22 protein-coding genes are annotated in these 26119 nt (G+C 63.0%); 18 read left to right on the top strand and 4 right to left on the bottom strand.

What is annotated here, in order from left to right; genetic code table 11:
* Positions 1 to 42 precede the first annotated feature (42 nt).
* From EN955_RS15720 to EN955_RS15700, 5 genes are all read left to right on the top strand, one after another.
* Positions 43 to 861 (top strand): PopZ family protein, encoded by an 819-nt coding sequence (locus EN955_RS15720; protein ID WP_024503839.1) that lies wholly within the window; start codon positions 43 to 45, stop codon positions 859 to 861.
* A gap of 219 nt (positions 862 to 1080) precedes the next feature.
* Entirely contained in the window at positions 1081 to 3864 is a 2784-nt protein-coding gene (locus EN955_RS15715; RefSeq protein WP_024503840.1) for a valine--tRNA ligase, read from the top strand.
* Between the two features lie 358 nt (positions 3865 to 4222).
* Entirely contained in the window at positions 4223 to 5485 is a 1263-nt protein-coding gene (locus EN955_RS15710; RefSeq protein ID WP_024503841.1) for an OmpP1/FadL family transporter, read from the top strand.
* 306 nt (positions 5486 to 5791) lie between these two features.
* On the top strand, positions 5792 to 7516 hold the full coding sequence (gene ilvD / locus EN955_RS15705; RefSeq protein WP_024503842.1) for a dihydroxy-acid dehydratase: 1725 nt from the start codon (positions 5792 to 5794) through the stop codon (positions 7514 to 7516).
* A complete protein-coding gene (locus tag EN955_RS15700; protein ID WP_013531284.1) occupies positions 7503 to 8342 on the top strand; it encodes a tetratricopeptide repeat protein in 840 nt (279 codons plus the stop codon). The genes ilvD and EN955_RS15700 overlap by 14 nt, the downstream gene beginning before the upstream one ends.
* A 50-nt stretch (positions 8343 to 8392) precedes the next feature.
* Here EN955_RS15700 and EN955_RS15695 read toward each other — a convergent pair whose 3' ends face one another.
* The 4 genes from EN955_RS15695 to erpA form a co-directional block, all read right to left on the bottom strand.
* Entirely contained in the window at positions 8393 to 8647 is a 255-nt protein-coding gene (locus EN955_RS15695) for a hypothetical protein (protein WP_244506831.1), read from the bottom strand.
* A 135-nt stretch (positions 8648 to 8782) separates the two neighbouring features.
* Entirely contained in the window at positions 8783 to 9577 is a 795-nt protein-coding gene (gene xth, locus EN955_RS15690; protein ID WP_013531286.1) for an exodeoxyribonuclease III, read from the bottom strand.
* A gap of 17 nt (positions 9578 to 9594) precedes the next feature.
* A complete protein-coding gene (locus EN955_RS15685; protein WP_013531287.1) occupies positions 9595 to 9990 on the bottom strand; it encodes a VOC family protein in 396 nt (131 codons plus the stop codon).
* A gap of 1 nt (position 9991) precedes the next feature.
* Positions 9992 to 10339, bottom strand: coding sequence for an iron-sulfur cluster insertion protein ErpA (gene erpA, locus EN955_RS15680; RefSeq protein WP_013531288.1), 348 nt, complete (start codon positions 10337 to 10339; stop codon positions 9992 to 9994).
* Between the two features lie 90 nt (positions 10340 to 10429).
* Here erpA and EN955_RS15675 point away from each other — a divergent pair, with 90 nt between their 5' ends.
* From EN955_RS15675 to EN955_RS15615, 13 genes are all read left to right on the top strand, one after another.
* Positions 10430 to 11644, top strand: a complete 1215-nt coding sequence (locus tag EN955_RS15675) for a deoxyguanosinetriphosphate triphosphohydrolase (protein WP_024503844.1) — start codon at positions 10430 to 10432, stop codon at positions 11642 to 11644.
* A 75-nt stretch (positions 11645 to 11719) separates the two neighbouring features.
* Positions 11720 to 13477, top strand: a complete 1758-nt coding sequence (gene argS / locus EN955_RS15670; protein WP_024503845.1) for an arginine--tRNA ligase — start codon at positions 11720 to 11722, stop codon at positions 13475 to 13477.
* A gap of 103 nt (positions 13478 to 13580) precedes the next feature.
* A complete protein-coding gene (locus tag EN955_RS15665; RefSeq protein ID WP_024503846.1) occupies positions 13581 to 16928 on the top strand; it encodes an SPOR domain-containing protein in 3348 nt (1115 codons plus the stop codon).
* A 133-nt stretch (positions 16929 to 17061) separates the two neighbouring features.
* Positions 17062 to 18081, top strand: coding sequence for a beta-N-acetylhexosaminidase (nagZ, locus tag EN955_RS15660; RefSeq protein WP_013531292.1), 1020 nt, complete (start codon positions 17062 to 17064; stop codon positions 18079 to 18081).
* Positions 18082 to 18142: 61 nt separating this feature from the next.
* Positions 18143 to 18943, top strand: a complete 801-nt coding sequence (locus EN955_RS15655) for a ScpA family protein (protein WP_013531293.1) — start codon at positions 18143 to 18145, stop codon at positions 18941 to 18943.
* Positions 18940 to 19707 (top strand): SMC-Scp complex subunit ScpB, encoded by a 768-nt coding sequence (scpB, locus tag EN955_RS15650; RefSeq protein WP_024503847.1) that lies wholly within the window; start codon positions 18940 to 18942, stop codon positions 19705 to 19707. The genes EN955_RS15655 and scpB overlap by 4 nt, the downstream gene beginning before the upstream one ends.
* 170 nt (positions 19708 to 19877) lie before the next feature.
* Complete coding sequence (locus tag EN955_RS15645; protein ID WP_013531295.1) at positions 19878 to 20099, top strand: twin-arginine translocase TatA/TatE family subunit; 222 nt, start codon at positions 19878 to 19880, stop codon at positions 20097 to 20099.
* 30 nt (positions 20100 to 20129) lie between these two features.
* Positions 20130 to 20930 (top strand): Sec-independent protein translocase protein TatB, encoded by an 801-nt coding sequence (gene tatB / locus EN955_RS15640; RefSeq protein ID WP_024503848.1) that lies wholly within the window; start codon positions 20130 to 20132, stop codon positions 20928 to 20930.
* Entirely contained in the window at positions 20927 to 21793 is an 867-nt protein-coding gene (gene tatC / locus EN955_RS15635) for a twin-arginine translocase subunit TatC (protein WP_013531297.1), read from the top strand. The genes tatB and tatC overlap by 4 nt, the downstream gene beginning before the upstream one ends.
* Before the next feature lie 345 nt (positions 21794 to 22138).
* The gene (gene serS, locus EN955_RS15630; RefSeq protein WP_024503849.1) at positions 22139 to 23443 is read left to right on the top strand and encodes a serine--tRNA ligase; all 1305 of its coding nucleotides are present in this window, start codon (positions 22139 to 22141) and stop codon (positions 23441 to 23443) included.
* The gene (gene surE / locus EN955_RS15625; protein WP_024503850.1) at positions 23443 to 24201 is read left to right on the top strand and encodes a 5'/3'-nucleotidase SurE; all 759 of its coding nucleotides are present in this window, start codon (positions 23443 to 23445) and stop codon (positions 24199 to 24201) included. Before serS ends, surE begins: the two co-directional genes overlap by 1 nt.
* Complete coding sequence (locus EN955_RS15620; protein ID WP_013531300.1) at positions 24198 to 24857, top strand: protein-L-isoaspartate(D-aspartate) O-methyltransferase; 660 nt, start codon at positions 24198 to 24200, stop codon at positions 24855 to 24857. Before surE ends, EN955_RS15620 begins: the two co-directional genes overlap by 4 nt.
* Before the next feature lie 191 nt (positions 24858 to 25048).
* The coding region (locus EN955_RS15615; RefSeq protein WP_127223433.1) for a LysM peptidoglycan-binding domain-containing protein at positions 25049 to 26119 on the top strand (1071 nt) is incomplete at its 3' end.

The following is a 26119-nucleotide window of genomic DNA, read 5'->3' as shown; positions in this document are numbered from 1 at the left end:
GCGGAAAACCCAACAGGGGTCACAAGGGCGGCGGATGTGACGATGGCAACGGCAAGCAGCGCACAGCGCGAACCTTCCATGGAAGAGATACTGGCTTCCATCAGGCGGATCATCGAGGACAGCGACGGCGGCCGCAAGCAGCCGGGCGACGCCGATGAGCTGAGCCAGGATCTGGAGCGCGCGTCGAGCGCCTATGCAGCCCCCGACGTGGAAGCATTCCGTGCCGACCTGCATGCCGCCCCCGAGAGCAGGAAGCCGGTCACGCTGGCGGAAGTCCAGTCACAGCTGCCGCCGGCCGAGCCGGTGGTGGCGCGCATGGAAACGCCGGTGCGCCCCGATCCCAGCCCGGCAAGGCCATCGATGACACTCGCCGAGGTCAGCGCCCGCGTTGCAGCGGAGCCAATCACGGCTGAAGCGCCAATATCGCGTCCTGTCGCCGACGCTTCCATCGCCGATTGGCGTCGCGAGATCGCCGCGGTTGGCGAGCAGGCCAGGGCGGTGCCAGACCGGAGCGAAGCCCGCAAGACGGCTGCCCAGCCGTCGATGGAGGCTCCAGGGGATGAACCGACCGCGAAACCGGCTACCGAGCCGTCTCGTCCGGATGCAAGCGTGGTGCGGCCGGTGGCGGCCAGCGACGCGCCGCGTCCGGCGATCGTTTCCGAGCACACCGGCCGTCAGGTCGCGGCTGCCTTTGGCGAGCTTTCCGACGCATTTGCCAGCCGCAGCAAGAAGACATTCGACGAGATGGCCGAAGAGATGCTGCGGCCGATGCTGCAGGATTGGCTCGATAACAATCTGCCGACACTGGTCGAAAGGCTGGTGCGCGAGGAGATCGAGCGCGTGGCGCGCGGGGCGCAGTAGTTCCCCATACCGATTGCCCAGAGGAAACGGCGCCTTCGTGGCGCCGTTTCTTTTGGCGAAGTCGTTGTCGGCAGGACGACGGATCGCTTTCCGTTGAAATGACCAAGGCCGCGCCTATCTGGTTGTGAGGGTCCGAGACAGCCCTTGCGGTTGACTTGGCCAAAACCTTCCGATTTACACCGGACCAGCAAAACTCCCGACAGCGCGGACCATTTTCCCATGCTTGAAAAGACCTACGACGCCAAAACCGTCGAGCCGAAGATCGCCAAAGTCTGGGAAGAGGCCGACGCGTTTCGCGCCGGTGCCGGGGCCGAGGAGGGGGCGGAGGCCTTCACCATCGTCATCCCGCCGCCGAACGTCACCGGCTCGCTGCATATGGGACACGCGCTCAACAACACGCTGCAGGATATATTGGTGCGCTTCGAGCGCATGCGCGGCAAGAACGTCCTGTGGCAGCCGGGCATGGACCATGCCGGCATTGCCACGCAGATGGTGGTCGAGCGGCAGCTGATGGAAAAGCAGATCCATCGCCGCGACCTGACCCGCGAACAGTTCATCGAGAAAGTGTGGGAGTGGAAGGCCGAATCCGGCGGTGCCATCTTCAACCAGTTGAAGCGGCTCGGCGCCTCGGCCGACTGGTCACGCGAACGCTTCACCATGGACGAAGGCCTATCCAAGGCGGTGCTCGAAGTGTTCGTCACGCTCTACAAGGAAGGGCTGATCTACAAGGACAAGCGTCTTGTGAACTGGGACCCCAAGCTGCTCACCGCGATCTCCGATCTCGAGGTCGAGCAGCAGGAGGTCAATGGCAATCTCTGGCACTTCCGCTACCCCGTCGAAGGCAAGGTCTTTGACCCGGAAAACCCGAATACCTTCATCACCGTGGCGACGACGCGCCCGGAGACGATGCTGGGCGATACGGCCGTCGCGGTGCATCCCGACGACGAGCGCTTCCGGCATCTGGTCGGCAAGAACATCGTCCTGCCGATCGTTGGCCGCAGGATTCCCGTGGTGGCGGATGAGTATTCCGATCCGGAAAAAGGTTCGGGCGCGGTCAAGATCACGCCGGCGCACGACTTCAACGATTTCGAGGTCGGCAGGCGCCACAAGCTGCCGGCGATCAATATCCTGACCACGGAGGCGGCGGTAAGTCTCAGGGACAATGAGGATTTCCGTGCCGGTCTCGAGGTGACGCCGGAGCGCCAGGCGGTCTGGGACGAACTCGACGGCCTCGATCGCTTCGTCGCGCGTAAGAAGATCGTCGAGCTGATGGAAGAGGGCGGCTTCCTCGAAAAGGTCGAGCCGCATCGCCACGCGGTGCCGCATGGCGATCGCGGCGGCGTGCCGATCGAGCCATTCCTGACCGAGCAATGGTATGCCAATGCGGCGGAGCTGGCCAAACCGGCGATCGCTTCAGTGCGCGAAGGTCGCACGAACTTCGTGCCGAAGAACTGGGAAAAGACCTATTTCGACTGGATGGAGAACATCCAGCCCTGGTGCATCTCGCGCCAGCTCTGGTGGGGTCATCAGATTCCGGCCTGGTACGGGCCCGACGGGCGCGTCTTCGTCGAAAAGACCGAGGAAGAGGCGCTGAGCGCCGCGATCGAATTCTATCTGGCGCTGGAAGGACCGTGGAAGGCCTGGGTCGAGGACAAGCTGGAGAACTTCAAGCCGGGCGAGATCCTGACCCGCGACGAGGATGTGCTGGACACCTGGTTCTCATCGGCGCTGTGGCCGTTTTCGACGCTGGGTTGGCCGGACGAGACGCCCGAGCTGAAGACCTACTACCAGACCGACGTGCTGGTGACAGGCTTCGACATCATCTTCTTCTGGGTCGCCCGCATGATGATGATGGGCCTGCACTTCATGGACGAGGAGCCATTCCACACCGTCTATGTCCATGCGTTGGTGCGCGACAAGAACGGCGCCAAGATGTCGAAGTCGAAAGGCAACGTCATCGATCCGCTCGACCTTATCGACGAATACGGCGCCGACGCGCTGCGCTTCACGCTGACGGTGATGGCGGCACAAGGCCGTGACGTGAAGCTCGATCCGGCGCGCATCGCCGGCTATCGCAATTTCGGCACCAAGCTGTGGAACGCTACGCGTTTTGCCGAGATGAACGAGGTCGCGCGCAATGACGATTTCTGGCTCAACGACGCCAAACTGGCGGTCAACCGCTGGATCCTGACCGAACTGACGCGGGCGGCGCGCGAGATCACGGACGGCATCACCTCATACCGCTTCAACGAGGCGGCGGGTGCCGCCTACCGCTTCGTCTGGAACCTGTTCTGCGACTGGTACCTGGAACTGCTGAAGCCGGTGTTCATGGGAACCGACGAGGCGGCCAAAGCCGAAAGCCGAGCCTGCGTCGCCTTCGTGCTCGACGAGATCTACAAGCTGCTGCATCCGATGATGCCGTTCATGACCGAGGAACTGTGGGCGCAGACCGCTGGCGAAGGCAAGCAACGCCCCTCGCTGCTGTGCCATGCCACGTGGCCGTCACCGGACTTCGAAGACGCCGAGGCTGCAGCCGACATCAATTGGCTGGTCGACCTCGTCTCCGGCATCCGCTCCGTGCGTTCGGAGATGAACGTGCCGCCGGCAGCCATCGCACCGCTCGTCGTGGTCGGCGCCAACGATGTGACACGCGAGCGCCTCGTTCGCGAGGAGTCGGCGATCAAGCGGCTGGCGCGGGTCGGCGACATCTCGCTTGCCGATATCGCGCCCAAGGGTTCGGCGCAGATCGTGCTCAACGAGGCGACGATCTGCCTGCCGCTTGGCAGCCTGATCGACCTCGCCGCCGAGGCTGCACGGTTGCAGAAGGAACTGGCCAAGGTGACCGAGGAGATCGCGCGCCTGCACAAGAAACTGTCGAACGAGAGGTTCGTGGCCAGCGCGCCGGCCGAGATCGTCGATGCCGAGCGTGAAAAGCTCGCCGAATACCGCGATGCACAGGACAAGCTGTCGATCGCGCTGGCCAGGGTTCGCGACGCCGGCTGAGGGTAGATTCGCGAGACTTTAGACCCCTCTAAAATGCTGGTTTTCCGCCTGGAAAATCAGCATTCCGTTGCGTTAATATTGACGTAAACGGAAGTTTTAGCCCCATTGTTGCCATAATGTAACAATGGGGCTCCCGGACCCCAAAAAAGGCCTGTTTTCGAGCCTTTTGGATGGTTTTCCCTGTTTTTTGAGAGCCGCTCAGCCTTCACAGACCATTTTTCGGCCTTGCCGCACCCGGTTGCATTTCCTCGAAAATGCGGCTGGCCAGTGTGTACATGTACGCCCGCGAATTCGTTGTTGCACCGTTAACCTGAATTGGTTCTAGCTTGGTGCACTCGAATTCGGGGGAGGACATTTCATGACTATTCTGCGACTGAAGGCGCTGCTGGGGGCGGGCTGCTTTTCGCTGGCTTTGATCGGGACGGCGATGAATCCGGCACATGCCGGCGGCCTGGAGCGTGGCGGCTACGATATCGATCTGCTGTTCGATCCTGCCCAAGTCACGGGTGAGGTCTCCGGCACCTATGTGATGCCGCAGCGCGACCTCAAGAACGTGAAGGACACCGACCCGTCCGACGGCCCCCTTAACCTCATGGGTTTCTCCAACAGTGCTCGCGATACCGAAAGCTATTGGGTGCCGAGCGTCGGCATCAAGGCGGGTATGGGCCCCGTCGATTGCCTCGTGGACTATGGCCAGCCGATTGGTGCGTCCAGCAACCCGGGTCGGAATTGGGCCGGCGCGAACAGCAATGTTGAAACCCAGGTGAAGAGCGAGGCTGTGGGTGGAACCTGCTCCTACAAAATGGATCTCGGCAAAGGACAGTTTCGTTTTATCGGCGGCGTGTTCCACGAGAATGTTTCTGGCTTCAAAGAACAATTGGTGGCTCCCATTCCCGGTGCGGGCATAGGGCGGCTTGACCTTGAGGGTGACGGCTGGGGATGGCGAGCCGGCGTTGCGTATGAGATTCCGGATATCGCCCTGCGCGCCAGCTTGGTCTATAATTCGGCGGTCAAGCTCAACAATTTGGACGGAACGCTGGATCTGTCTCAGGTTCCCGCGGCCCTCAATCCTTTAAATCCGTTTTTGGGCAAAGTGACGAATGTTAGTGGTTCTTCGCAGGTTCCGGATTCTGTAGAGCTCAAGCTTCAGTCGGGCATAGCTCCTGGCTGGCTGGCATTCGGATCCATCAAGTGGATGAATTGGAGCGAGCTACAGAGCATTCCGTTTTGTCCCACCGGCACGGCATCCTGCACGACGACCAGCCCATTGCGGCTTACCTCGCTCGATCTACTCTATCGCGATGGCTGGACGGTTTCCGGCGGCGTCGGCCACAAATTCAATGATCAGTGGAGCGGTGCGGCGGTTATCACGTGGGATCGCGGAACGTCGACCGGCCTGAGCGCCCAGACCGATACCTGGACCCTCAGCGGTGGCGTGGCCTACACGCCAACTCAGAACATCGAGGTTCGACTTGGGGGCGCGGTGGGAGTGCTGACCAGTGGATCGATCCATACGGCCGTAAACCCAGATGATGGCCTAACATATGACAATGGCTATACTGCGGACTTCGGCAACGACCTTGTCACGGCACTTTCAACATCATTGAAGGTCAAGTGGTAACGAATTGAAATTGCGCATGAAAGGCCGGGCACTGCCCGGCTTTTTTCGTTTGAGATCGCATTGCCCGCGATTGTCTCATCCAAGCTGCATTGCACGTAATCCAAACCGCTTGCGCCTCGTGCGATTGTGGCGTTTTGGCAACACTTTCTGAACAACCCCTGCGCTGGAAGCCGGGCTGAGGAAATTGCCCATTTCCCGCCATAAACCCGGCGCACCTCGATCTTGTCTCGGGACACGCGCCAAAAGGCTCGGCGAGGGGGCAGGCCGCTCCGCCCCATTTGCAGGGAAGATGGGGCAAGGAAGAGTATGGACGCCAAAGTCATCTCCAAGGCTAAGCTCCCTAGCCGCTATGTGACCGTCGGTCCGGCGCGTGCGCCGCATCGTTCCTATCTCTATGCCATGGGTTTGTCGGCGGCCGAGATTGCGCAGCCGCTGGTCGGGGTCGCCTCCTGCTGGAACGAGGCGGCGCCCTGCAACATTTCGCTGATGCGCCAGGCGCAGGTGGTCAAGAAGGGCGTCGCGGCCGCCAGCGGCACGCCGCGCGAATTCTGCACCATCACCGTCACCGATGGCATCGCCATGGGTCACCAGGGCATGAAGTCGTCGTTGGTGTCGCGCGAGGTCATCGCCGATTCGGTCGAGCTCACCATGCGCGGTCATTGCTACGACGCGCTGGTTGGGCTCGCCGGCTGCGACAAGTCGCTGCCCGGCATGATGATGGCCATGGTGCGGCTCAACGTGCCGTCGATCTTCATCTATGGCGGTTCGATCCTGCCCGGCAGCTATCGCGGCCGCCAGATCACCGTGCAGGATGTTTTCGAGGCGGTCGGCCAGCACTCGGTCGGCACGATCAGCGATGACGAACTGCTTGAGATCGAGCAGGTCGCGTGTCCCTCGGCCGGTTCCTGCGGCGCCCAGTTCACCGCCAACACCATGGCGACCGTCGCCGAGGCGATCGGCCTGGCGCTGCCCTATTCCTGCGGCGCGCCGGCGCCCTATGAAATGCGCGACCGGTTCAATTTCGCCTCGGGCGAAAAGATCATGGAGCTGATCGCCAGAAATATCCGGCCGCGCGACATCGTCACGCTGAAGGCGCTGGAGAATGCGGCGACCGTGGTCTCGGCCACCGGCGGTTCGACCAACGCGGCACTGCATCTGCCGGCGATCGCGCACGAGGCCGGCATCAAGTTCGATCTGTTCGACGTGGCCAAGATCTTCGAGAAGACGCCTTACATCGCCGACCTCAAGCCGGGCGGCAAATATGTCGCCAAGGACATGTTCGAGGCCGGCGGCATTCCGCTGCTGATGAAGACCCTGCTCGACCACGGCTATCTGCATGGCGACTGCATGACGGTGACTGGCCGCACTTTGGCCGAAAACATGCAGCACGTTGTCTGGAATGAGCATCAGGATGTGGTCCGCCCGGCCAACAGACCCATTACCCAAACCGGCGGTGTCGTGGGCTTGAAGGGAAACCTGGCCCCCGAAGGCGCGATCGTGAAGGTCGCGGGCATGGCGGAGTTGAAATTCTCCGGGCCGGCACGCTGCTTCGATTCGGAAGAGGAATGTTTCGAGGCGGTGACGCATCGCAACTACAGGGAAGGCGAGGTTCTCGTCATTCGCTATGAAGGACCGCGCGGCGGCCCCGGCATGCGCGAGATGCTGTCGACGACGGCAGCACTCTACGGCCAGGGCATGGGCGGCAAGGTGGCGCTGATCACCGACGGGCGCTTCTCGGGCGCGACGCGCGGTTTCTGCATCGGCCATGTCGGCCCCGAAGCAGCCGTGGGTGGCCCGATCGGACTGCTCAGGGATGGTGACGTGATCTCGATCGACGCGGTGAACGGCACGATCGATGTGGCGTTGTCCGATAGCGAACTGGCGGCGAGGGCAAAGACATGGAAGGCGCGCGCGACCGATTATCAGTCGGGCGCGATATGGAAATATGCACAGACGGTAGGGCCGGCGCGCGATGGCGCGGTGACCCATCCGGGCGGTGCGAAAGAAACACACTGTTATGCGGACATCTGAGTTGTTGAGGTCATCTGTCTTTTCGGCACTGGTCGTGGCCGCCACGTTTGGCGCGACCTTTGGCGCCGTCGGCCAGGCCATGGCCTTCGACGACAAGGTGTTCGACGACAAGACCGGGGTGAAGCCGCAATCGAGCCCCTGGGCGGTCTTCCAGTTCGGCTTCTCCGCCTACAAGAACGGCCACAAGGAGCAGGCTGCCGAGGCCTACAAATACGCCGCCGAAAACGGCCAGATCGGCGCCACCTGGAAGCTTGCCCGCATGTATGCCGAGGGCGACGGCGTGGCGCGCGACGACTATGAGGCGTTCAAGTTCTTCTCCGAGATCGTCGACCAGGATGTCGAGCCCGGCTCGCCCGAGGAAAGCTATGTCTCCGATGCGCTGGTGGCGCTTGGCGACTATTTGCGCACGGGCATTCCCGGCAGCCCGGTCACCGAGAACGAGGTGGCGGCCCAGGAATACTACATGCGCGCGGCTGCCAACTACCGCAACCCGAACGCACAGTTCGAGATGGGGCAGATGTTCCTGAAGGGCGAGGGCGGGGTGAAGGCCAGCGTCAAGCAGGCCGGGCGCTGGTTCCAACTCGCCGCCGAGAAAGGCCATGCCGGCGCCCAGGCGACGCTGGGCCATCTGTTGTTCCAGAGCGGCAAGATCGTTCGCGGCCTGGCGATGATGACGGCAGCGCTCGAACGCGCTTCGCCCGCTGACCAGCCCTGGATCCGCGGCATGCAGGAAGAGGCATTTGCCACCGCCGGCGAGGCCGACCGCCGCACCGCGATCTCGCTGGCCGATGATATCCTCACCAAGGGCAACAACGCGGACCAGTAGTTTTGCTGGCGGCTGAACTGCCGATCTCCCCCACAAGGCGCGAGATTGGCTCAGTTCGCGATCGGCTCCGTCGGCACCATGCTGGGCGCCGGCGTCGAGATCGGCGTGACATGGGGGTGTGGCGCCAGCGTGTTTTCCGGGCAGCTATCCCCGATCTTCGTCCACGAGGTGTTGTTGAGCACCATATCGCAGCGGGCCAGATGGCTCTGCTCGGCCACCGTCAGGCAGGCGACCTGACCGATCTGGTAGGATTTTCCATTGGCCAGGCATTCCTGGTCGGCAAATGCCGTACCAGGAACGGCCATGGCAAATGCCAGGCCAATGGGACAAAGATGAAATCGTGCGCTCATGGAACCCCAGCCGCCATGCTGGTCTGCAATGAACGGCGCGAAATGTGGCGATATGAGGGTTCAGCGCAGACGGGCCCGGCGAGGGTTCTCTCAAGCCGGCTGAAGCGCGAGATCGATCGCCACCGGGACATGGTCGGATGGTTTTTCCCAAGCGCGCACATGCTTTTCGATAGAGGCCGATGAGAATCGGTTGGCGGCTTCCGGCGACAAAAGCAGGTGGTCGATACGGATGCCGTTGTTCTTCTGCCAGGCGCCGGCCTGATAGTCCCAGAACGTATAGGTGTCGCGCGCGTCGGTGACCGCGCGCACCGCCTCGGTGAAACCAAGATTGAGCAGCCGGCGGAAGGCTTGTCGCGTCTGCGGCTGGAACAGGGCGTCGCCCAGCCAGTTCTCCGGAAACCGCGCGTCGATCGGCTCGGGAATGACGTTGTAGTCGCCGGCGAGCACCAGAGCCTCCTCAAGTCTCAGCCGTTCTTCGGCCCAGCGCTCAAGCCGCGCCATCCAGGACAGCTTGTAAGGAAACTTCTTCTCGTCATCGATCGGATTGCCGTTCGGCAGATAGAGCGAGGCGACACGCAAGGCGCCCTTGTCGGTTGAGAAAACGCCTTCGATGAAACGCGCCTGTTCATCGGCATCGTCGCCGGGCAGGCCCCTGATCACCTCGTCGAAGCGCAGCTTCGACAACAGCGCGACGCCGTTGAAACCCTTTTGGCCATGGGTTTCGACATTGTAGCCAAGCGCCTCGATCTCGGCGCGCGGGAACTGCTCGTCGACCGTCTTGATCTCCTGCAGGCAGACGATGTCGGGTGCGCTCTCGGTCAGCCAATGGGTCAGGTTGCCGATGCGGGCGCGGACACCGTTGATGTTCCAGGTGACGATTTTCATGGCGGTCTCGATGCTGTTCAGTTGGGCTCTTGCGGCGGATGGCGTTCGACGAGGCCGATCGTATTGCCAGCCGGGTCCTTTAGGAAGGCCATCCATTCGCTTTCCCCCGCTGGACCGAACTGGCCGTCCGTGTCGCGATGGACAAGCGTTGGCGGCGCGGTGAAGGGCACGCCGGCGGCAGCAGCCGAGGCATGGAACTGATCAAGGCCCGATATGTCGAGATAGACGGTTCCGGCCGGTACGCCGTCGGTGAACAGCAGCCTGATTTCTCCGGCCATGATGAAGGCGATGCCCGGCGGATCGAAGCGTGCATGGACGGCCATGCCAAGCACGTCGCGCCAGAAAGCCAGCGTCACGTCGAGGTCACGGCCAGCCGACAGCGCGATCTGACGGACCGCACCGATGGCAGGCATTCTATATGGAGAAACTCGTGCCGCAGCCGCAGGAGGCGACGGCGTTCGGATTGCGGATCTGGAACGACTGGCCCATCAGATCGTCGACGAAATCGATCACAGATCCGCCCATATAGACCAGCGACAAATCGTCGATCAGCACGGTGGCGCCGTCCTTCTCGATGGCGACGTCGTCGTCGTTGCGCGTATCGACCAGATCGAACTTGTAGGAGAAGCCCGAGCAGCCGCCGCCTTCGACCGAAACGCGCAGCGCCGTCTTGCCGGCTTCGTTCGAGACAATCCTGGCGATCCGCTTGGCGGCGGCCTCGGTCATATCGACTTTCATGGCAGTCTTGGCATCAGCGCCCATGGGCGTCACCTTGCTTTCGGTTTCACATGATAGGTATGAAGCGCGAGGGGCCAAGTCAACCTGGCTAAGTCAAACGCGGCAGCATCAGCCATGACCAGTGAGTTGGGCGACATCGGATTCGGCTATCGGCCACGCGCCGCCTATGCCTGCGATCCGGCAAACTCGCGCGGGCGGCTGTTCGACGAGGTGGAGAGCCCGACCCGCACGCCATTCCAGCGGGACCGTGACCGCATCATCCATTCGACGGCCTTCCGGCGGCTGAAGCACAAGACGCAGGTCTTCATCGCCCATGAAGGCGACCACTATCGCACCCGGCTGACCCATTCGATCGAAGTGGCGCAGATAGCGCGCGCCCTGGCACGGGCGCTGCGCGGCGACGAGGATCTGGCCGAGGCGGTGGCGCTGGTGCATGATTTCGGCCACACGCCCTTCGGCCACACCGGCGAGGACGCGCTCAACGAGAAGATGGCCGTCTGGGGCGGCTTCGACCACAACGCACAATCGCTGCGCATCGTGACAAGGCTGGAGGCGCGCTACGCCGAGTTCGACGGGCTCAACCTGACCTGGGAAACGCTGGAAGGCCTGGTCAAGCACAATGGGCCGCTGACGGATGCCAACGGCAAGGGTCTGAAAGGGCCGGTGCCACAGGCGATCCGTGATTATTCGCAACTGCACGATCTCGAACTCGACCGGTTCGCCGGCATCGAGGCGCAATGCGCGGCGATCGCCGACGATATCGCCTACAACACGCATGACATCGACGACGGGTTGAGGGCAGGGCTCTTGACGCTGGACATGCTGGAGACGGTTTCGCTGCCGGGAACGATCCTGAAAGGCGTGCGCGAACGCTATCCTTCCCTCGATGCCGTGCGCACCGGCCACGAACTGATGCGGCGGCAGATAACGGCCATGGTCGAGGACGTGATCAGGTCGACGACCGCCAATCTCGATCGCATCAGGCCGCCGAGCGCCGATGCAGTGAGGGCAGCTGGCGAGACGATGGTGGTTTTCTCGGCCGAAATGGCTGCCCTGGAGAAGGAACTGAAGGCCTTTCTGTACAAGCACCTCTACCGGCACGCGGAGGTTATGAGGGTGCGCGCGGATGCCGAGCAGATCGTCAAGGATCTGTTCGACGCCTATTTCGCCGATCCGCGCGCCATGCCGGATGGCTGGCGCGAGGGGCTGGATCGGGCCGATGATCGCATCAAGGCGCGCAGCGTCGCCGACTTCCTGGCGGGTATGACCGACACCTACGCGCTCAAGGAACACCGGCGTTTGTTTGACCATACGCCTGAATTGGGCTAGGGCGGGCTCGATTTTGCCGGCCAACGAGCCGGATTCGCTGCAAAGCCGCCAGAGCCAGACCCCAGAGTCACACAAATGAACATCTTCGCCGATTTCACCGCGCGAATCATAAAAGCCGTCGAAGCGCTTGATCTGAAAGACAAAGACGGCATTTCGCCTGACCTGTCGCGCATTGCCGTTGAGCCGCCGCGCGACGACAGCCATGGCGACCTGGCGACCAATGCGGCAATGGTGCTGGCCAAGCCGACCGGCCAGAACCCGCGCGCGCTGGCCGAAAGACTGGCGCAGGCGCTGCGCGACGACAAGGATGTCGCGGCAACAGAGGTGGCCGGCCCCGGTTTCGTCAATCTCAGGCTGAAGGACGGCTTCTGGCAGACACATCTGAGCGCACTGCTCGGCGAGGGCCGCAACTATGGCCGCTCGATGGTTGGCGGCGGCAGGAAGACCAATGTCGAATATGTCTCGGCCAATCCGACCGGACCGATGCATGTCGGCCATTGCCGGGGTGCTGTCGTCGGCGATGCACTTGCCAATCTGATGGCCTTCGCCGGTTACGACGTGACCAAGGAATACGTCATCAACGACGCCGGCTCGCAGATCGACGTGCTCGGCCGTTCCGCATTCCTGCGTTACCGCGAAGCGCTGGGTGACGACATCGGCGAGATTCCGGCCGGGCTTTATCCGGGCGATTACCTGGTGCCAGTTGGTCAGGCGCTGGTCGCGGAATTCGGCCGCTCGCTGCTGCAGATGCCCGATGACGAGGCGCTCGCCATCGTCAAGGATCGCACCATCGATGCGATGATGGCGATGATCCGCGAGGACCTGGCGATGCTCAACGTGCATCACGACGTGTTCTTCTCCGAGCGCACGCTGCACGCCGACAATGCCAGGAAGATCCGCTCCGCGATCAACGATCTGACGCTGAAGGGCCATATCTACAAGGGCAAGCTGCCGCCGCCCAAGGGCGAGAAACCCGACGATTGGGAGGACCGCGAGCAGACGCTGTTCCGCTCGACCGCGGTCGGCGACGACATGGACCGGGCGCTGGTCAAGTCGGACGGCTCATTCACCTATTTCGCCGCCGACGTTGCCTATCTCAAGGACAAGGTCGATCGCGGCTTCGTCGACCTGATCTATGTGCTCGGCGCCGACCATGGCGGCTACGTCAAGCGGCTGGAAGCCCTGGCGCGGGCGATTGCCGGCGAAGAGGTCAAGCTCACCGTGCTGCTGTGCAATCTGGTCAAGCTGTTTCGCGAGGGCGAACCGGTGCGTATGTCGAAGCGGTCGGGCGATTTCGTGACGCTGCGCGAAGTGGTGGAGGAGGTGGGCCGCGACGCGATCCGCTTCATGATGCTCTATCGCAAGAACGATGCGCCGCTGGATTTCGATTTCGCCAAGGTGACCGAGCAGTCCAAGGACAATCCGGTGTTCTATGTCCAGTACGCCTCGGCGCGCTGTCATTCGGTGTTCCGGCAGGCGAGCGAGCAACTGGGCGAAGCCAATTTCGACCGCAACAGCCTGGCGTCGGCCGCGGCATTGCTGACCGACGAGGGCGAGATCGGCCTGATCCGCAAGCTTGCCGAATACCCGCGGCTGATCGAGTCCGCCGCCCTTGCGCTCGAGCCGCATCGGCTGGCATTTTACCTCTATGATCTGGCTTCCAGCTTCCACGGGCACTGGAACCGTGGCACGGATAATCCGGACTTACGTTTTGTTAAGGTTAACGACCGACAATTGACGCATGCCAGACTAGGGCTGGTGCAGGCTGTTTCGGACGTTTTGACGTCCGGCCTGACGTTGATCGGGGCCGCCGCGCCCACTGAAATGCGTTAGGTTTGACTAAATAACCTGTCACCTTTTGCCCACATTGCGCTGGTAAGGGCCAACCCTACGCGACGTCCATGGCGTCCGAATGAGTGCGAGTTCGGGAACAATAATGGCAGACAGAACCCAGCTGAGAGTAGCCGACAACAACGACATCGCTGAGGATGATCCGTTCGCGGAACTGACCAGGATCATGGGATTCGACCCGCGCCAGCCGGTCAGGCCGCAATCGCCCGCCCAGCCGCAGGCCCCAGCCGCCGATCGCGGGCTCGAAGAGGGCGATTTCGATATCGATCTCGAGAAAGAAATGATGGGCGAGTTCGGCGCTGACGACAGCGACGCCGCTCCGGTTGTCCAGGCTCATGAGCCGACTTTCGTGCATGAGCCGGCATTCGAAGCGGCTGACGCCAGCGCGATGGACGACGAGCTTTCGGTGTCGCTCGACGACGATTTCGAACTGGACATGGCTGAGATCGACGACCACGTCGCCGGCGCCAGCCATGCGGTCGCCGCTGAAGCCGTGCCGTCCGTCGAGCCCGCTTTCGCGTCCGATATTGGCGTTGCCGTCGCCGGTTCGCTCGAGGACGTGTCCCCCTTCGAGGACGATCAGTCGATGGCGGACGAGCTTGCCGCCTCGCTCGACCAGGACCTTCGGATCGATGAGGAAGCCGAAGAGGCCCTGTACAGCGCTGCCGATACGCCCGCTTCTGTCGAGCCGGTTGCCTCCGATGACGAATTCGACGATGCGGTGGCAATGTCGCTTGAAGACGATCTGATGCTCGACGACCATTCGGCGGCGGAACAGTCATTCATGGCCGCCGATCCCGTCGAGCATGCCATGCCGGAGCAGGCGGCGGCGCTTGACGGCCAGGCAATCTCCGACGAGAGCTTTGCTGGCCTCGACGATGCCATGGCCGATGTCGACATGGATTTCGACGTTCGCGCGGATGAGCCGATCGCCTTCGACGAGCCGGAAGCGCATGAAGTGCTTGCCGATGCTGCGGACTCAACAAGCGAGATTTCCAACCCTGAAGGCCTGTCGGACGATGCCTTCGACCTGAACTTTGAAGATTCGTTCGCCGAAACGGTCGAAGAGCCGGTCGCCGAAGTTGCTGCCGCTACGATCCAGCCGGCGGCGCCAGAAGCCAATGTCGCGCCGGCGGTGCACGCCCCGATTGCGGACGAACGGAGCCTGGAAGACGAGTTGAATGCGCTGCTGGGCGCCATGACTTCCCGCACGGCGCCGGCGGCCAGCGAGCCTGTCACGGCTCAGCCGGCTGTCGCTGCCCCGCCGCCTGTTGCCGAGCCTGCCGAGGAACCGGCCGACCTTGTCGGCGACCTCGACTGGGATCTTGACGAAACCACGCCTGAGCAAAATCGACATGTTGGCACGGCCCAAGCGGCCGACGCGGATATTGACGATCTTATGCTTGATGAACTCCAGGATCCGAACTCGGACACCATTGGCGATGTCGATTTCGACGATGATGCGTTGGACGCGGCTTTGGCCCAGGGCCTTGATCCGCGTGACGAAGCCGCTCCCCGGGACAATTCGGCGGATTCTTTCGATTGGCTTGCGGAGCGTTCCCAACCGACAGAGCCGACGCGTTCGTGGAGCCGCGTGACGCCGGTTCCGCAGCAGCCGTCATTCAGCACGCAGCCTACGTTTAGCGCTCAGCCGGCCGCTTCGGTGGCATCATCCATGGCCGCAGCGCCGGCAGTCGCCGCCATGACGTCCTATGGTTCGTCCGAGCCGGTCGAAACCTTGGCTCCCGCTGCCCCAGTATCGGCGCCGCAATCGCGCCAGCCGGCGCGTTACGAAGACATGCCCGATGTCGAGACGGTCGATGTGCCCGAGCGTGTCGTGGCGCTGGCGGACGATCTCGATATCCCCGAACTGCACTTCGAGGAAGACCAGCCGGCGTCGCCTGGCTATGACGATCTCGATGCCGAGTTCTCCAGCCTTCTCTCCGAGATGAACGCGGTGGAGGTGACTGCCGCCCCCGCAAGCAACGCGGCCGGCGCGTCTTACGATGATGGCTCCTATGCCGCGGGCTTCAAGCCGGGCTATGACAGCCTCAAGCCGGGCTATGACGGGGTCAAGCCGGGCTATGACGGGGTCAAGTCGGGCTATGAGCCGGAAGCGCGAACCTATGCGGCGCGGCCGATGGAAATGTCTGCCCGCGCGGCGGCGCCCACGGGTTATGCCGACGCCTCGGGCTACGACCTCGACAACCTGCCGGGGAGCCAGCCGGCTTCCCAAGCCGATGATTTCACCGTCGATGAACTCGACTACGATCCCGAACTGGACGAGGAGATGGCTGTTCCGGGTCTCGGCGAGCGTGAGGCCGCAAGGCCGTCGCGCGGACGCGGCCTGTTCATCGCCGCGATTGTCGGCGCGGTCGCGGTCGCGGGCGGTCTCGGTGCCTTTGCGCTGTCCTTTGGCGGCAAGGGCGGCAGCGAAGCGCCCGTCATCGTCAAGGCCGACAACGCGCCGATCAAGGTCAAGCCGGAGAATCCGGGCGGTGCCGTGGTGCCGAACCAGGACAACAAGGTCTACGACGCGGTCAGGGGCGCCAAGCCCGCCGAGCCGGTCCAGGAAAAGCTGGTCACCAACACCGAAGAGCCGGTGGACGTGCAGGCGAAGGACCCGGCCCGCGCCATCGATCTTTCGCCGGACCAGAATGCAGCCGGCGCTGGAACCGATGTCGGCAATGCCGCGCCGATGGCTGGCGCTGCTTTGGCCGACAATACGGCGCCAGCTCCCAAGTCCGAGGACCGCATCGCGCAGGTGCTGCAGGATGCAGACAAGGGCACAAATGCCGATGTCGTCGCCATTGCACCGCGCAAGGTGAGGACCATGGTGGTCAAGTCGGACGGTTCGCTGGTGCCGCGTGAAGATCCGGCGGCGCCCGCCGCTCCGCAAGTGGCCGCTACCGAGCCGGTCGATCCGGCGCCGCAGCATGTCGCCCCGGCGGCGCAAGCCGATGCCGACCAGACCGGTACCGTGGCGCCTGCCGCCGCCCAGGCGGACGACGAGCCGGCCCTCAAGCCGGTGGCCAAGCCGAAGGCCGAGGCCAAGGCCCAATCGGCCAACACGCCGGCAAAGGTTCCGCTCGCGCCGCAGCGTCCGTCCGACCAGCCGGTCGATGTCGTCGGCGAGGTCAAGCCCGATCAGGTTGCGTCCATCGATCCGGCATCGACCGCGGCCGGCGGTGGCTCGTGGTCGATGCAGATCGCCTCGCAGCCGACCGTCGAAAGCGCCCAGTCCAGCTATCAGGATCTGCAGCGCCGCTATGGCAGCGTGCTTGCCGGGCGTACCGCCAACATCGTCAAGGCCGAGATCGCCGGCAAAGGCACGTTCTACCGCGTGCGCGTTCCGGCCCAGTCACGCAATGACGCGATCAATTTGTGCACCAGCTACAAGGCAGCCGGCGGCAACTGCTTCGTCTCGCGCTAAAGCCGGAGTCAACCGATTGAAAGCCGGCGCGGTCCACCGCGCCGGCTTTTTTCATGGGGAAAGCAGATCCGGCGTTGCCCTGGATGAATCCCTGGCGATTCCCTTTGATCGCACAAAGCCCTAAACTGCCGACATGACCGAATCAAAATCCATGATCCTCGGCTGCGCCGGGAAATCGCTCACCCGCGAAGAAATCAATTTCTATCGCAATGAATGCCCGTGGGCCTTCATCCTGTTTGCGCGCAACATCGGCGAGACCGAACAGATCCGCGATCTGGTCGCCGAGATGCGAGACTGCATAGGGCGTCCGGACGCGCTGGTGTTCATCGATCAGGAAGGCGGCCGTGTGCAGCGCTTGCGGCCGCCGCTGGCGCCGAACTATCCAGCCGGCGGCGCGCTGGGCGCGCTGTGGCGCGACGATCATGATGCCGGCGCCCGCGCGGCCTGGCTGATGGCGCGGCTGCATGCTTTCGACCTGTTACGCTACGGCATCACAGCCGATTGCCTGCCGGTGCTCGACGTGCCGATCGAAGGCGCCAGCGATGTCATCGGCGCGCGTGCCTACGGCAAGGACCCGCGACCGGTGATCGAGCTCGGCCGTGCAGCCGCGGAAGGGCTGATATCGGGCGGCGTGCTGCCGGTCATGAAGCATATTCCGGGCCATGGACGTGCCTTTGCCGACACGCATTTTGAACTGCCAGTGGTCAATGCCTCGCTCAGTGATCTGCAGCGGCATGATTTCGCCCCGTTCAAGGAGCTTAGCCATCTGCCGATGGCGATGACTGCGCATGTCGTCTACAGCGCGATCGACCCTAACAATCCGGCGACCACCTCCGGCAAGGTCATCGACGAGATCATCCGGCGCGAAATCGGCTTCGACGGACTGCTGATGAGCGACGACACATCGATGAAGGCACTTTCTGGGGATTTCCCGACAAAGGCGGCCTCGATCCTTGCGGCGGGCTGCGATCTGGTCCTTCACTGCAACGGCGTTTTCGAGGAGATGGCCGGCATCGCATCGCGCACCACGGGGCTTGAGGGCACGTCGCTGGAGCGCGCCAAGCGGGCGCTGACCTATATAAAGGACCGTGACACGGTCGAAGAAACCGAAATACGCGCCGAATTCGCCACCTACTTCGATGCGGTGGCATAGCAAGGGAAAGTGACAGGCAGTGGCGGAGACATTGGAAAGCAAGGCCGCGAAGGCCGCACCGATGGACCGTCTCTGGGCCGAAAATGACGATTCACGCGTCACCGGCGACCCGTCGCTGGTCGTCGACGTGGCCGGCTTCGAAGGTCCGCTCGATCTTCTGCTGCATCTTGCCCGCACCCAGAAAGTCGATCTGGCGCGCATTTCGATCCTGGCGCTGGTCGAGCAATATCTGACCTTTGTCGAGACGGCGAGGGCGCTCAGGCTGGAGCTTGCCGCCGACTATCTGGTGATGGCGGCATGGCTGGCCTTCCTCAAGTCCAAGCTCCTGATCCCCAAGCAGCCAGGCGACGAGGGCGAAAGCGGCGAGGAACTGGCGGCGGTGCTGCAGTTCCGACTGAAGCGGCTGGAAGCCATGCGCGACGCCTCGGCGCGTCTGGTCAACCGCAACCGGCTCGGCCGCGACGTGTTCGCGCGCGGCATGCCGGAAATGGTCATCATCGAAAAGCGCAACGCCTATTCTGCCTCGCTCTACGATCTCTTGACCGCCTATGCCCAGCAGCGCCAGAAGCAGGCGATCAACAATGTGACCATCGCCAGGCGCGGTGTCTGGTCGCTCAAGGACGCGCGCGACATCCTGACCCGCCTTGTGGGAGCCGTGAGCGACTGGACGACGATGGAGAGTTTTCTGATCGCGTACATGACCAGTCCCGAGGAGCGGCGCACGGCGATCGCGAGCTCGTTCGCTGCCACGCTGGAACTGGTGCGCGAAGGCAAGATGGATGTGCGGCAGGATCAGACGTTCGCGCCGATCTACCTGCGCGGCCGAACGCAGACAATCAAGGCAGTCGAGGTGGCATCATGAGCGAACGCGCCAACGCTTCGGTTGTCCCGTTCAAGATCGGCGATGAACCCGAAGAGGGCCCGCCTTCCCAGGATCCGGCCGAGCAGCAGCTACAAAACCCGGCCGAACGGCTGCATCTGGCCGAGGCTGTGCGCATGGCCGAGGCGATCGTGTTCGCCAGCGCCGAACCCGTCAGCGAAAAGCAGCTTGCGGCACGCCTGCCGGACGGCATCAACATCGCCCTGGCCATGGCCGAGCTGCAGCAGATCTATGCGCGGCGCGGCGTCAATCTGGTGCGTGTCGGCGATGCCTGGGCGTTCCGCACCGCCGGCGACCTGGCTTTCCTGATGAGCAGGGATACCGTCCAGCAAAGGAAGCTCTCCCGCGCGGCTCTCGAAGTGCTGGCGATCATTGCCTATCACCAGCCGGTGACGCGTGCCGAGATCGAGGACATCCGCGGCGTCGAAACCTCGAAAGGCACGCTCGACACGCTGCTGGAAACGGAATGGGTGCGCATGCGCGGCCGGCGAAAGACACCCGGACGCCCGGTCACCTACGGCACCACGGAGACCTTCCTCGACCATTTCGCGTTGGAAGAGATCCGCGATCTTCCCGGCATGGAGGAACTGAAGGGGGCCGGCCTGCTTTCGGGCCGCATGCCGTCGAATTTCTCCATTCCGCAGCCTCCGGCCGATCCCGATGCATTGACCGACGACGAGGATGCGCTGACCGATATCGATCTCGAGGAACTCGGCCTGCTGACGCCGCGCGTCACGGAAGATTGACTGGCATTGGCGGCCGATCTGTCGAGGATGCGCGGATTCGTAGCGGGGCCGCCGCGTCGAAAATGCGTGACATCCGCCACCCTTTCATAAACTCTGTCGCAGTTGTGTTTGAATCCCAACGCGAAAACGCATAGATCATCGCCAGGGAAAACATTCGAGAGAGATTTGCTATGGGTTCATTTTCGATTTGGCACTGGATGATCGTGCTGGTGATCGTGCTTTTGGTGTTCGGCCGCGGCAAGATTCCCGAGCTGATGGGCGACATGGCCAAGGGCATCAAGAGCTTCAAGAAGGGCATGGCCGACGACGACGTTGCCGAAGACAAGCGCACCGTCGAACATCGTGCCGACGAGACCGTTGCGGCCGCGAAGGAAAAGGCCAGCAAGAGCTGAGCCCAAAGGTTCTAGTCGGAACAGAGTGTCATGTTTGAAGTCGGCTGGACCGAAATGCTGGTCATCGCGATCGTCATGATCGTGGTCGTCGGGCCCAAGGATTTGCCCAATATGCTGCGCACCTTCGGCCGCACGACGGCGAAGCTGCGCGCCATGGCATCCGATTTCCAGAAACAGTTCAACGAGGCGCTGAAGGAAGCCGAGCTCGACGACGTCAAGAAGTCCGTCGACGAGCTCAGGGGCATGAGCCCGATGGCCGAGATCAGGAAGCAGCTCAATCCGTTCGAACAGGCCGCGGCCGACGTTCGCTCCGGCGTCGACGCGGCGATGAAGCCGAAGCCGGCAGCCGATCCGGCAACGCCAGCCGCTTCGACCCCGCAGGCGGCCGAGCCGCTGAAGAACGGTGCAACGACCATGCCCGGCGTCAACGGACCGGAAGCAGCGCCGGCAGCGCCGATTTTCCCGGCGATGACCGACGAATCGGTGGTGACGTCATCAGTGCCGACGACACCCGTCGTGGCGCCGAAGGCGTCCACGGCGAAGAAGGCAGCCAAGCCTGCACCGTCAAGGGCGACGCCGGCTATAAAGGCTTCGGCAAATGGCGCTAAAGCTCCTGCAAAAACGGTCACCGCTAAGGCCACGCCTGCGGCCAAGGTGCCAGCGAAGCCGGTGACGGCGGCAATGCCTGAAACGCCCAGGGCCAAGACGCCCGCTGCGGCCAAGGTGATCGCGTCCAAGACCGTAGCGACCAAGACGGGGGCGAAAATCGAACCGAAACCTGCTGCGGCCAAGAAGCCGGCGGCCAAGAAGACGGCTGGAGCCGCCAAGTGAGCGTTTCGGACACCGAAAAGGACGAGATCGAGAAATCGTCGGCGCCGCTGATGGAGCATCTGATCGAGCTGCGCCGGCGGCTGATCTGGTCGCTGGGCGGTTTCTTCGTTGCCTTCCTGGTCTGTTTCTTCTTCGCCAAGAAGCTGTTCAACCTTCTGGTCGTCCCGTTCAAATGGGCGACGCAGTGGGCAGGCCTCGATCCGCACAAGGTCGAGCTGATCTACACGGCGCCGCAGGAATTCTTCTTCACGCAGGTCAAGCTCGCCATGTTCGGCGGCATGGTGATCGCCTTTCCGCTGATCGCCACGCAGATCTACAAATTCATCGCGCCCGGCCTCTACAAGAACGAGCGCAACGCCTTCCTGCCGTTCCTGATCGCGTCGCCAATCCTGTTCCTGATGGGTGCGTCGCTGGTCTATTTCTTCTTCACGCCGATGGTGATGTGGTTCTTCCTCGCCATGCAGCAGGCCGGCACCGACGATCAGGTGCAGATTTCGCTGCTGCCAAAGGTGTCGGAATATCTCAGCCTGATCATGACGCTGATCTTCTCCTTCGGCCTGGTGTTCCAACTGCCGGTGGTGACCAGCCTGATGACACGCGTCGGCATGCTGTCGTCCAAGGGGCTGGCCGAGAAGCGCAAATGGGCGATCGTCATCGCCTTCGTCGTCGCGGCGGTGCTGACGCCGCCCGATCCGATGAGCCAGATCGGCCTCGCCATTCCGACCATCCTTCTCTACGAGGTCTCCATCTGGGCTGCCCGGCTGATCGAGCGCGATCAGGAAAAGCAGCGCGTGGCACGCGAGAAGCAGGACGCGGCGGAAGAGGTCGCCGAGAAGAAGCCGGCGGACGCGTCCTCCACCTGAACGGCGCCGCCGCGTCTGGCCAGCCTCGATAGGAATTTTTTCTTGACCTGGTGAGGGCAGCTATGCTATGATTCTCGGTATGGTGCTGACTTGCGCCAGCGACCCGCCGTAGAGGCGGGTTTTTCATTTCAGGCTCTCCTCCGCCTTCAGCCGAAAGCGCGTCAAAGCGTGATCGCATGCTTGCGTTCCCCATGCCCCATCTTGCATCGATCGAGGATGCGGTTTACGCCCTCTGGCTGAAACGCATCGCACTGAAAGCGATGCGTTTCACTTTTGTTTGAAGCATGTCGTTGTCCCAAACCGCTGCGCACTTTGGGCGACATGCTACCCCGGAGCGTTCAAACCATGCTTGACATCAAATGGATTCGCGACAACCCGAAGGCCCTTGTCGAGGCGCTGGTGAAGCGCTCGTGGTCGGCTGACGAGGCGCAGTCCACGGTCGGCGGGCTGATCGCCTCGGACGAGGCGCGGCGCGAACACGTTACCGAGCTACAGACCAAGCAGGAGCGCCGCAATGCCGCGTCGAAAGAGATCGGCAACGCCATGCGTTCGGGCGATGCCGCCCTGGCCGAGACGCTGAAAGCCGAAGTCGGCGAGATCAAGGTCTTCATCCAGAACGGCGAGGCGCGCGAACGCGAGCTCGACAAGGCGCTGAACGATGCGCTGGCGGTGCTGCCCAACGTACCGTTCGACGACGTGCCTGTCGGCAAGGACGAGCACGACAATGTCGTCAAGCACATCGTCGGCAAGGTACCGACGCGGCCGAACTGGGTGAAGGAGCACTTCGAGATCGGCGAAGCGCTCGGCATGATGGATTTCGAGCGCGCGGCAAAGCTGTCGGGCTCGCGCTTTACGGTGCTGAAAAACGGACTGGCGCGGATGGAGCGCGCGCTCGGCCAATTCATGCTCGACTTGCATACGACCGAACACGGCTACGAGGAAGTGATACCGCCGTTGATGGTCAAGGACGATGTTTTGTTCGGCACCAACCAATTGCCGAAGTTCGAGGAAGATCTGTTCTTTACGCCGCACGGGGAGGGCAGGCTTGGCCTGATTCCCACCGCCGAGGTCCCACTCACCAACCTTGTGCGTGAGGAAATCACCGCGCATGAAAAACTGCCGCTGCGCTACACCGCGCTGACACCGTGCTTCCGTTCGGAAGCGGGCTCGGCCGGGCGCGACACGCGCGGCATGCTGCGCCAGCATCAGTTCTACAAGGTCGAGCTGGTGTCGATCACCGATCAGGAATCGTCACTTGCCGAGCATGAGCGGATGACGCAATGCGCCGAGGAAGTGCTGAAACGGCTCGGCCTGCCGTTCCGCACCATGACGCTCTGCACCGGCGACATGGGTTTTGGCGCACGCAAGACCTACGACATCGAGGTCTGGCTGCCCGGCCAGAACGCCTATCGCGAGATCTCGTCCTGCTCGGTGTGCGGCGATTTCCAGGCGCGCCGCATGGACGCCCGCTACAAGGACAAAGACGGCAAGGGCAACCGCTTCGTCCACACGCTCAACGGCTCGGGCACAGCCGTTGGCCGCGCGCTCATCGCCGTCATCGAAAACTACCAGAACGAGGATGGCAGCGTAACCATTCCTGAAGTGCTGCGGCCTTACATGGGCGGTCTGGAAAAGATCGAAGCGAAATAATGCGTATCCTCCTGACCAATGACGACGGCATTCATGCCGAGGGCCTGGCGTCGCTCGAACGCGTCGCACGTACGCTGTCCGACGATGTCTGGGTGGTGGCGCCCGAGCAGGACCAGTCCGGCTATGCGCATTCGCTGTCGATCTCGGAGCCGCTGCGGCTGCGCAAGATTGGCGAGAAGCATTTTGCCGTGCGCGGCACGCCGACCGATTGCGTCATCATGGGCGTCAAGAAGATCCTGCCTGGCGCACCCGACCTGATCCTGTCCGGCATCAATTCGGGCGCCAACATCGCCGACGATGTCACCTATTCCGGCACCGTTGCAGGCGCCATGGAGGGCGCGCTGCTCGGCATTCGCTCGATCGCGCTCAGCCAGGGCTACAGCTATGTCGGCGAAGATCGCGTCGTGCCCTACGAGACGACGGAGGCGCTGGCGCCGGCGCTGCTGAAGAAACTTGTCGCGACGCCATTGCCCGACGGCGTGCTGCTCAACGTCAATTTTCCCAACTGCACGCCCGAGGAAGTCGCAGGCACGGTGGTCACCTCGCAGGGCAAGCTCGTGCACTCCCTGTGGGTCGACGAGCGCCGTGACGGGCGCGGCCTGCCTTACTACTGGCTGCGTTTCGGCCGCGAGCCGGTCGAAGGCAAGCAAGGCACCGACCTCTACGCCTTGCGCAACCGGCTGGTGTCGGTGACGCCGCTGCAGCTCGACCTTACCGCCCATGAAATCCGTGACCAACTGAGCAAGGCGCTCGCATGAACCAGGGCCTCCCGATCGACGACCGCGAAGGTTTTGCCGCCTTTCTGCTGCGTCTGCGCGGCCGGGGGACTGTGCCGAAGGCGCTGATCGCGGCCTTCGAGGCGACGCCGCGGCGCGGCTTCCTGGCGGCCCAGTTCCATCAGATCGCCTGGTCGGACCGCATGCTGCCGATCGAATGCGGCGAGGCGATCGAAGGCGCCGACATGCAGGCGGCGGTGATCGCCGCACTCACCATCGAGCAGGGCAACCGCGTGCTCGAGATCGGCACCGGCTCGGGCTACACCTCGGCGGTGATGTCGCGGCTGGCCGCGCGGGTCATCACCACCGATCGCTACAAGACGCTCGCCGAGCAGGCGCGGCAACGCTTCGAGGCGCTCGGCATCGGCAATGTGATCGTGCGCCACGCCGATGGTTCCGGCGGGCTGCCGAATGAAGGGCCATTTGACCGCATCGTCGCCTGGGCTGCCTTCGACAGCCTGCCGCGTTTCCTGCTCGACCAGTTGTCGAGCGGCGGTATCGTCATCGCTCCGATCGGCCCCGAAGAGGGCGAACAGGTGCTGGCCAAGCTGACCAAGGTCGGCAGCCGCTTCGAGCGTGAAGACATCGGCCTCGTTCGCCTGCAGCCGATCCTGCGCGGTGTTGCCGCTGTTATCTAGCGCGGATGTCGATGTTCGGCCGCGTCGTGCGCCCGCCTTCGACCCCGGCTGACCTGACCCGAAATCTTCGCACGGCTCGCTCTCTAATATTTTAAGAAAAATTGCGTCGGATTCCATGAGGTTAACCGTCGAGTAACATTAACGCGCTTTAATCATGCCTAGTTTGTACCGGGTATGTGCGGGTTAGTGCGATGCAACTCAGTGTTTTGAAGACAAACGGTCGCAATCTGGCGCGAGGCTGCGCCATTCTGATGGTCGCGGGTGCTGCTGCGGGGTGCAGTTCCCAGGTTTCGCGGTTCAATGGCGTCGACGACGTCTTTACATCCTCGACCAACAATCAGCGCGCCATCATCAACAAGCAGGATGCCGTACAGCAGCCCTATCCGGGCGATGTCGCCGCCGCTCCGATCGATGGCAGCCATACACAATCGGTCAGCCGCTCCAGCCTCGAGCCGGTCTCGACGCGGCCGCTGCCGCCGCCCGTTGCCCAAGCGCAGCAGGCGCCGGCATCGAAGCCGGTGCGCACCGCATTGGCCCCGGCACCGCATGTCGACAGGACCACGACCGGCACCGTCGCTCCGGCGGCGTCGCCTTTCAAGGTTTCGCAACCTGACGAACCCCGCGTGGCTGCTTCCGGCACTCCGCATGCAACCGAGATCGTCGTCAGGGACGGCGAAACGATCGGCGGCCTGGCGCAGCGCTACAAGGTGCCGTCCGACGTGATCATGAAGGTCAACGGGCTGAGCGCGACCAAGGGGCTGAAGACCGGCCAGAAGCTGGTCATCCCGGCCTATGCCTATTCCAGCAAGAGCGAGGCGAAGGTCGCGGATGCCAAGCCGGCGAAAGACGGCAAGCACAACCTGCCGGCCACTGCGCCGGACAAGGTCGCCGTTCTGCCGCAGCAGCCGAAGCCTAAGGAAGGCAAGCCCGCCGCTCAGGTCGACGCGTCGGCCGCAGCAAACCAGCCCAAGGAGCCCAAGCCGCAGGTTGCCAAGACGACCGGCGCTGCCGGGACCTACACGGTCCAGTCGGGCGACACGATGTCTTCGATTGCCAGGAAGACCGGCGTCGGCGTCGTTGCTCTAAAGCAGGCCAACGGGATGAAGGACGGACTGCTCAAGATCGGCCAGACCCTGAAGGTGCCGGCCGGCGGAACCGCGACCGTCGCCGCTGCCAAGCCGGCCAAGGTCGATCCGGTGACGACGGCCACCACGCAGCCCGCGGCAAAGACCACGCCGTCTGAAACGCTGGCGTCCTACACC

It is taken from the genome of Mesorhizobium sp. M7A.F.Ca.CA.001.04.2.1, assembly GCF_003998485.1.
Taxonomy (GTDB): Bacteria; Pseudomonadota; Alphaproteobacteria; order Rhizobiales; family Rhizobiaceae; genus Mesorhizobium; species Mesorhizobium ciceri.
The sequence above is the reverse complement of the archived record's forward strand: the minus strand, read 5'-3'. Positions and strand labels throughout refer to the sequence as shown.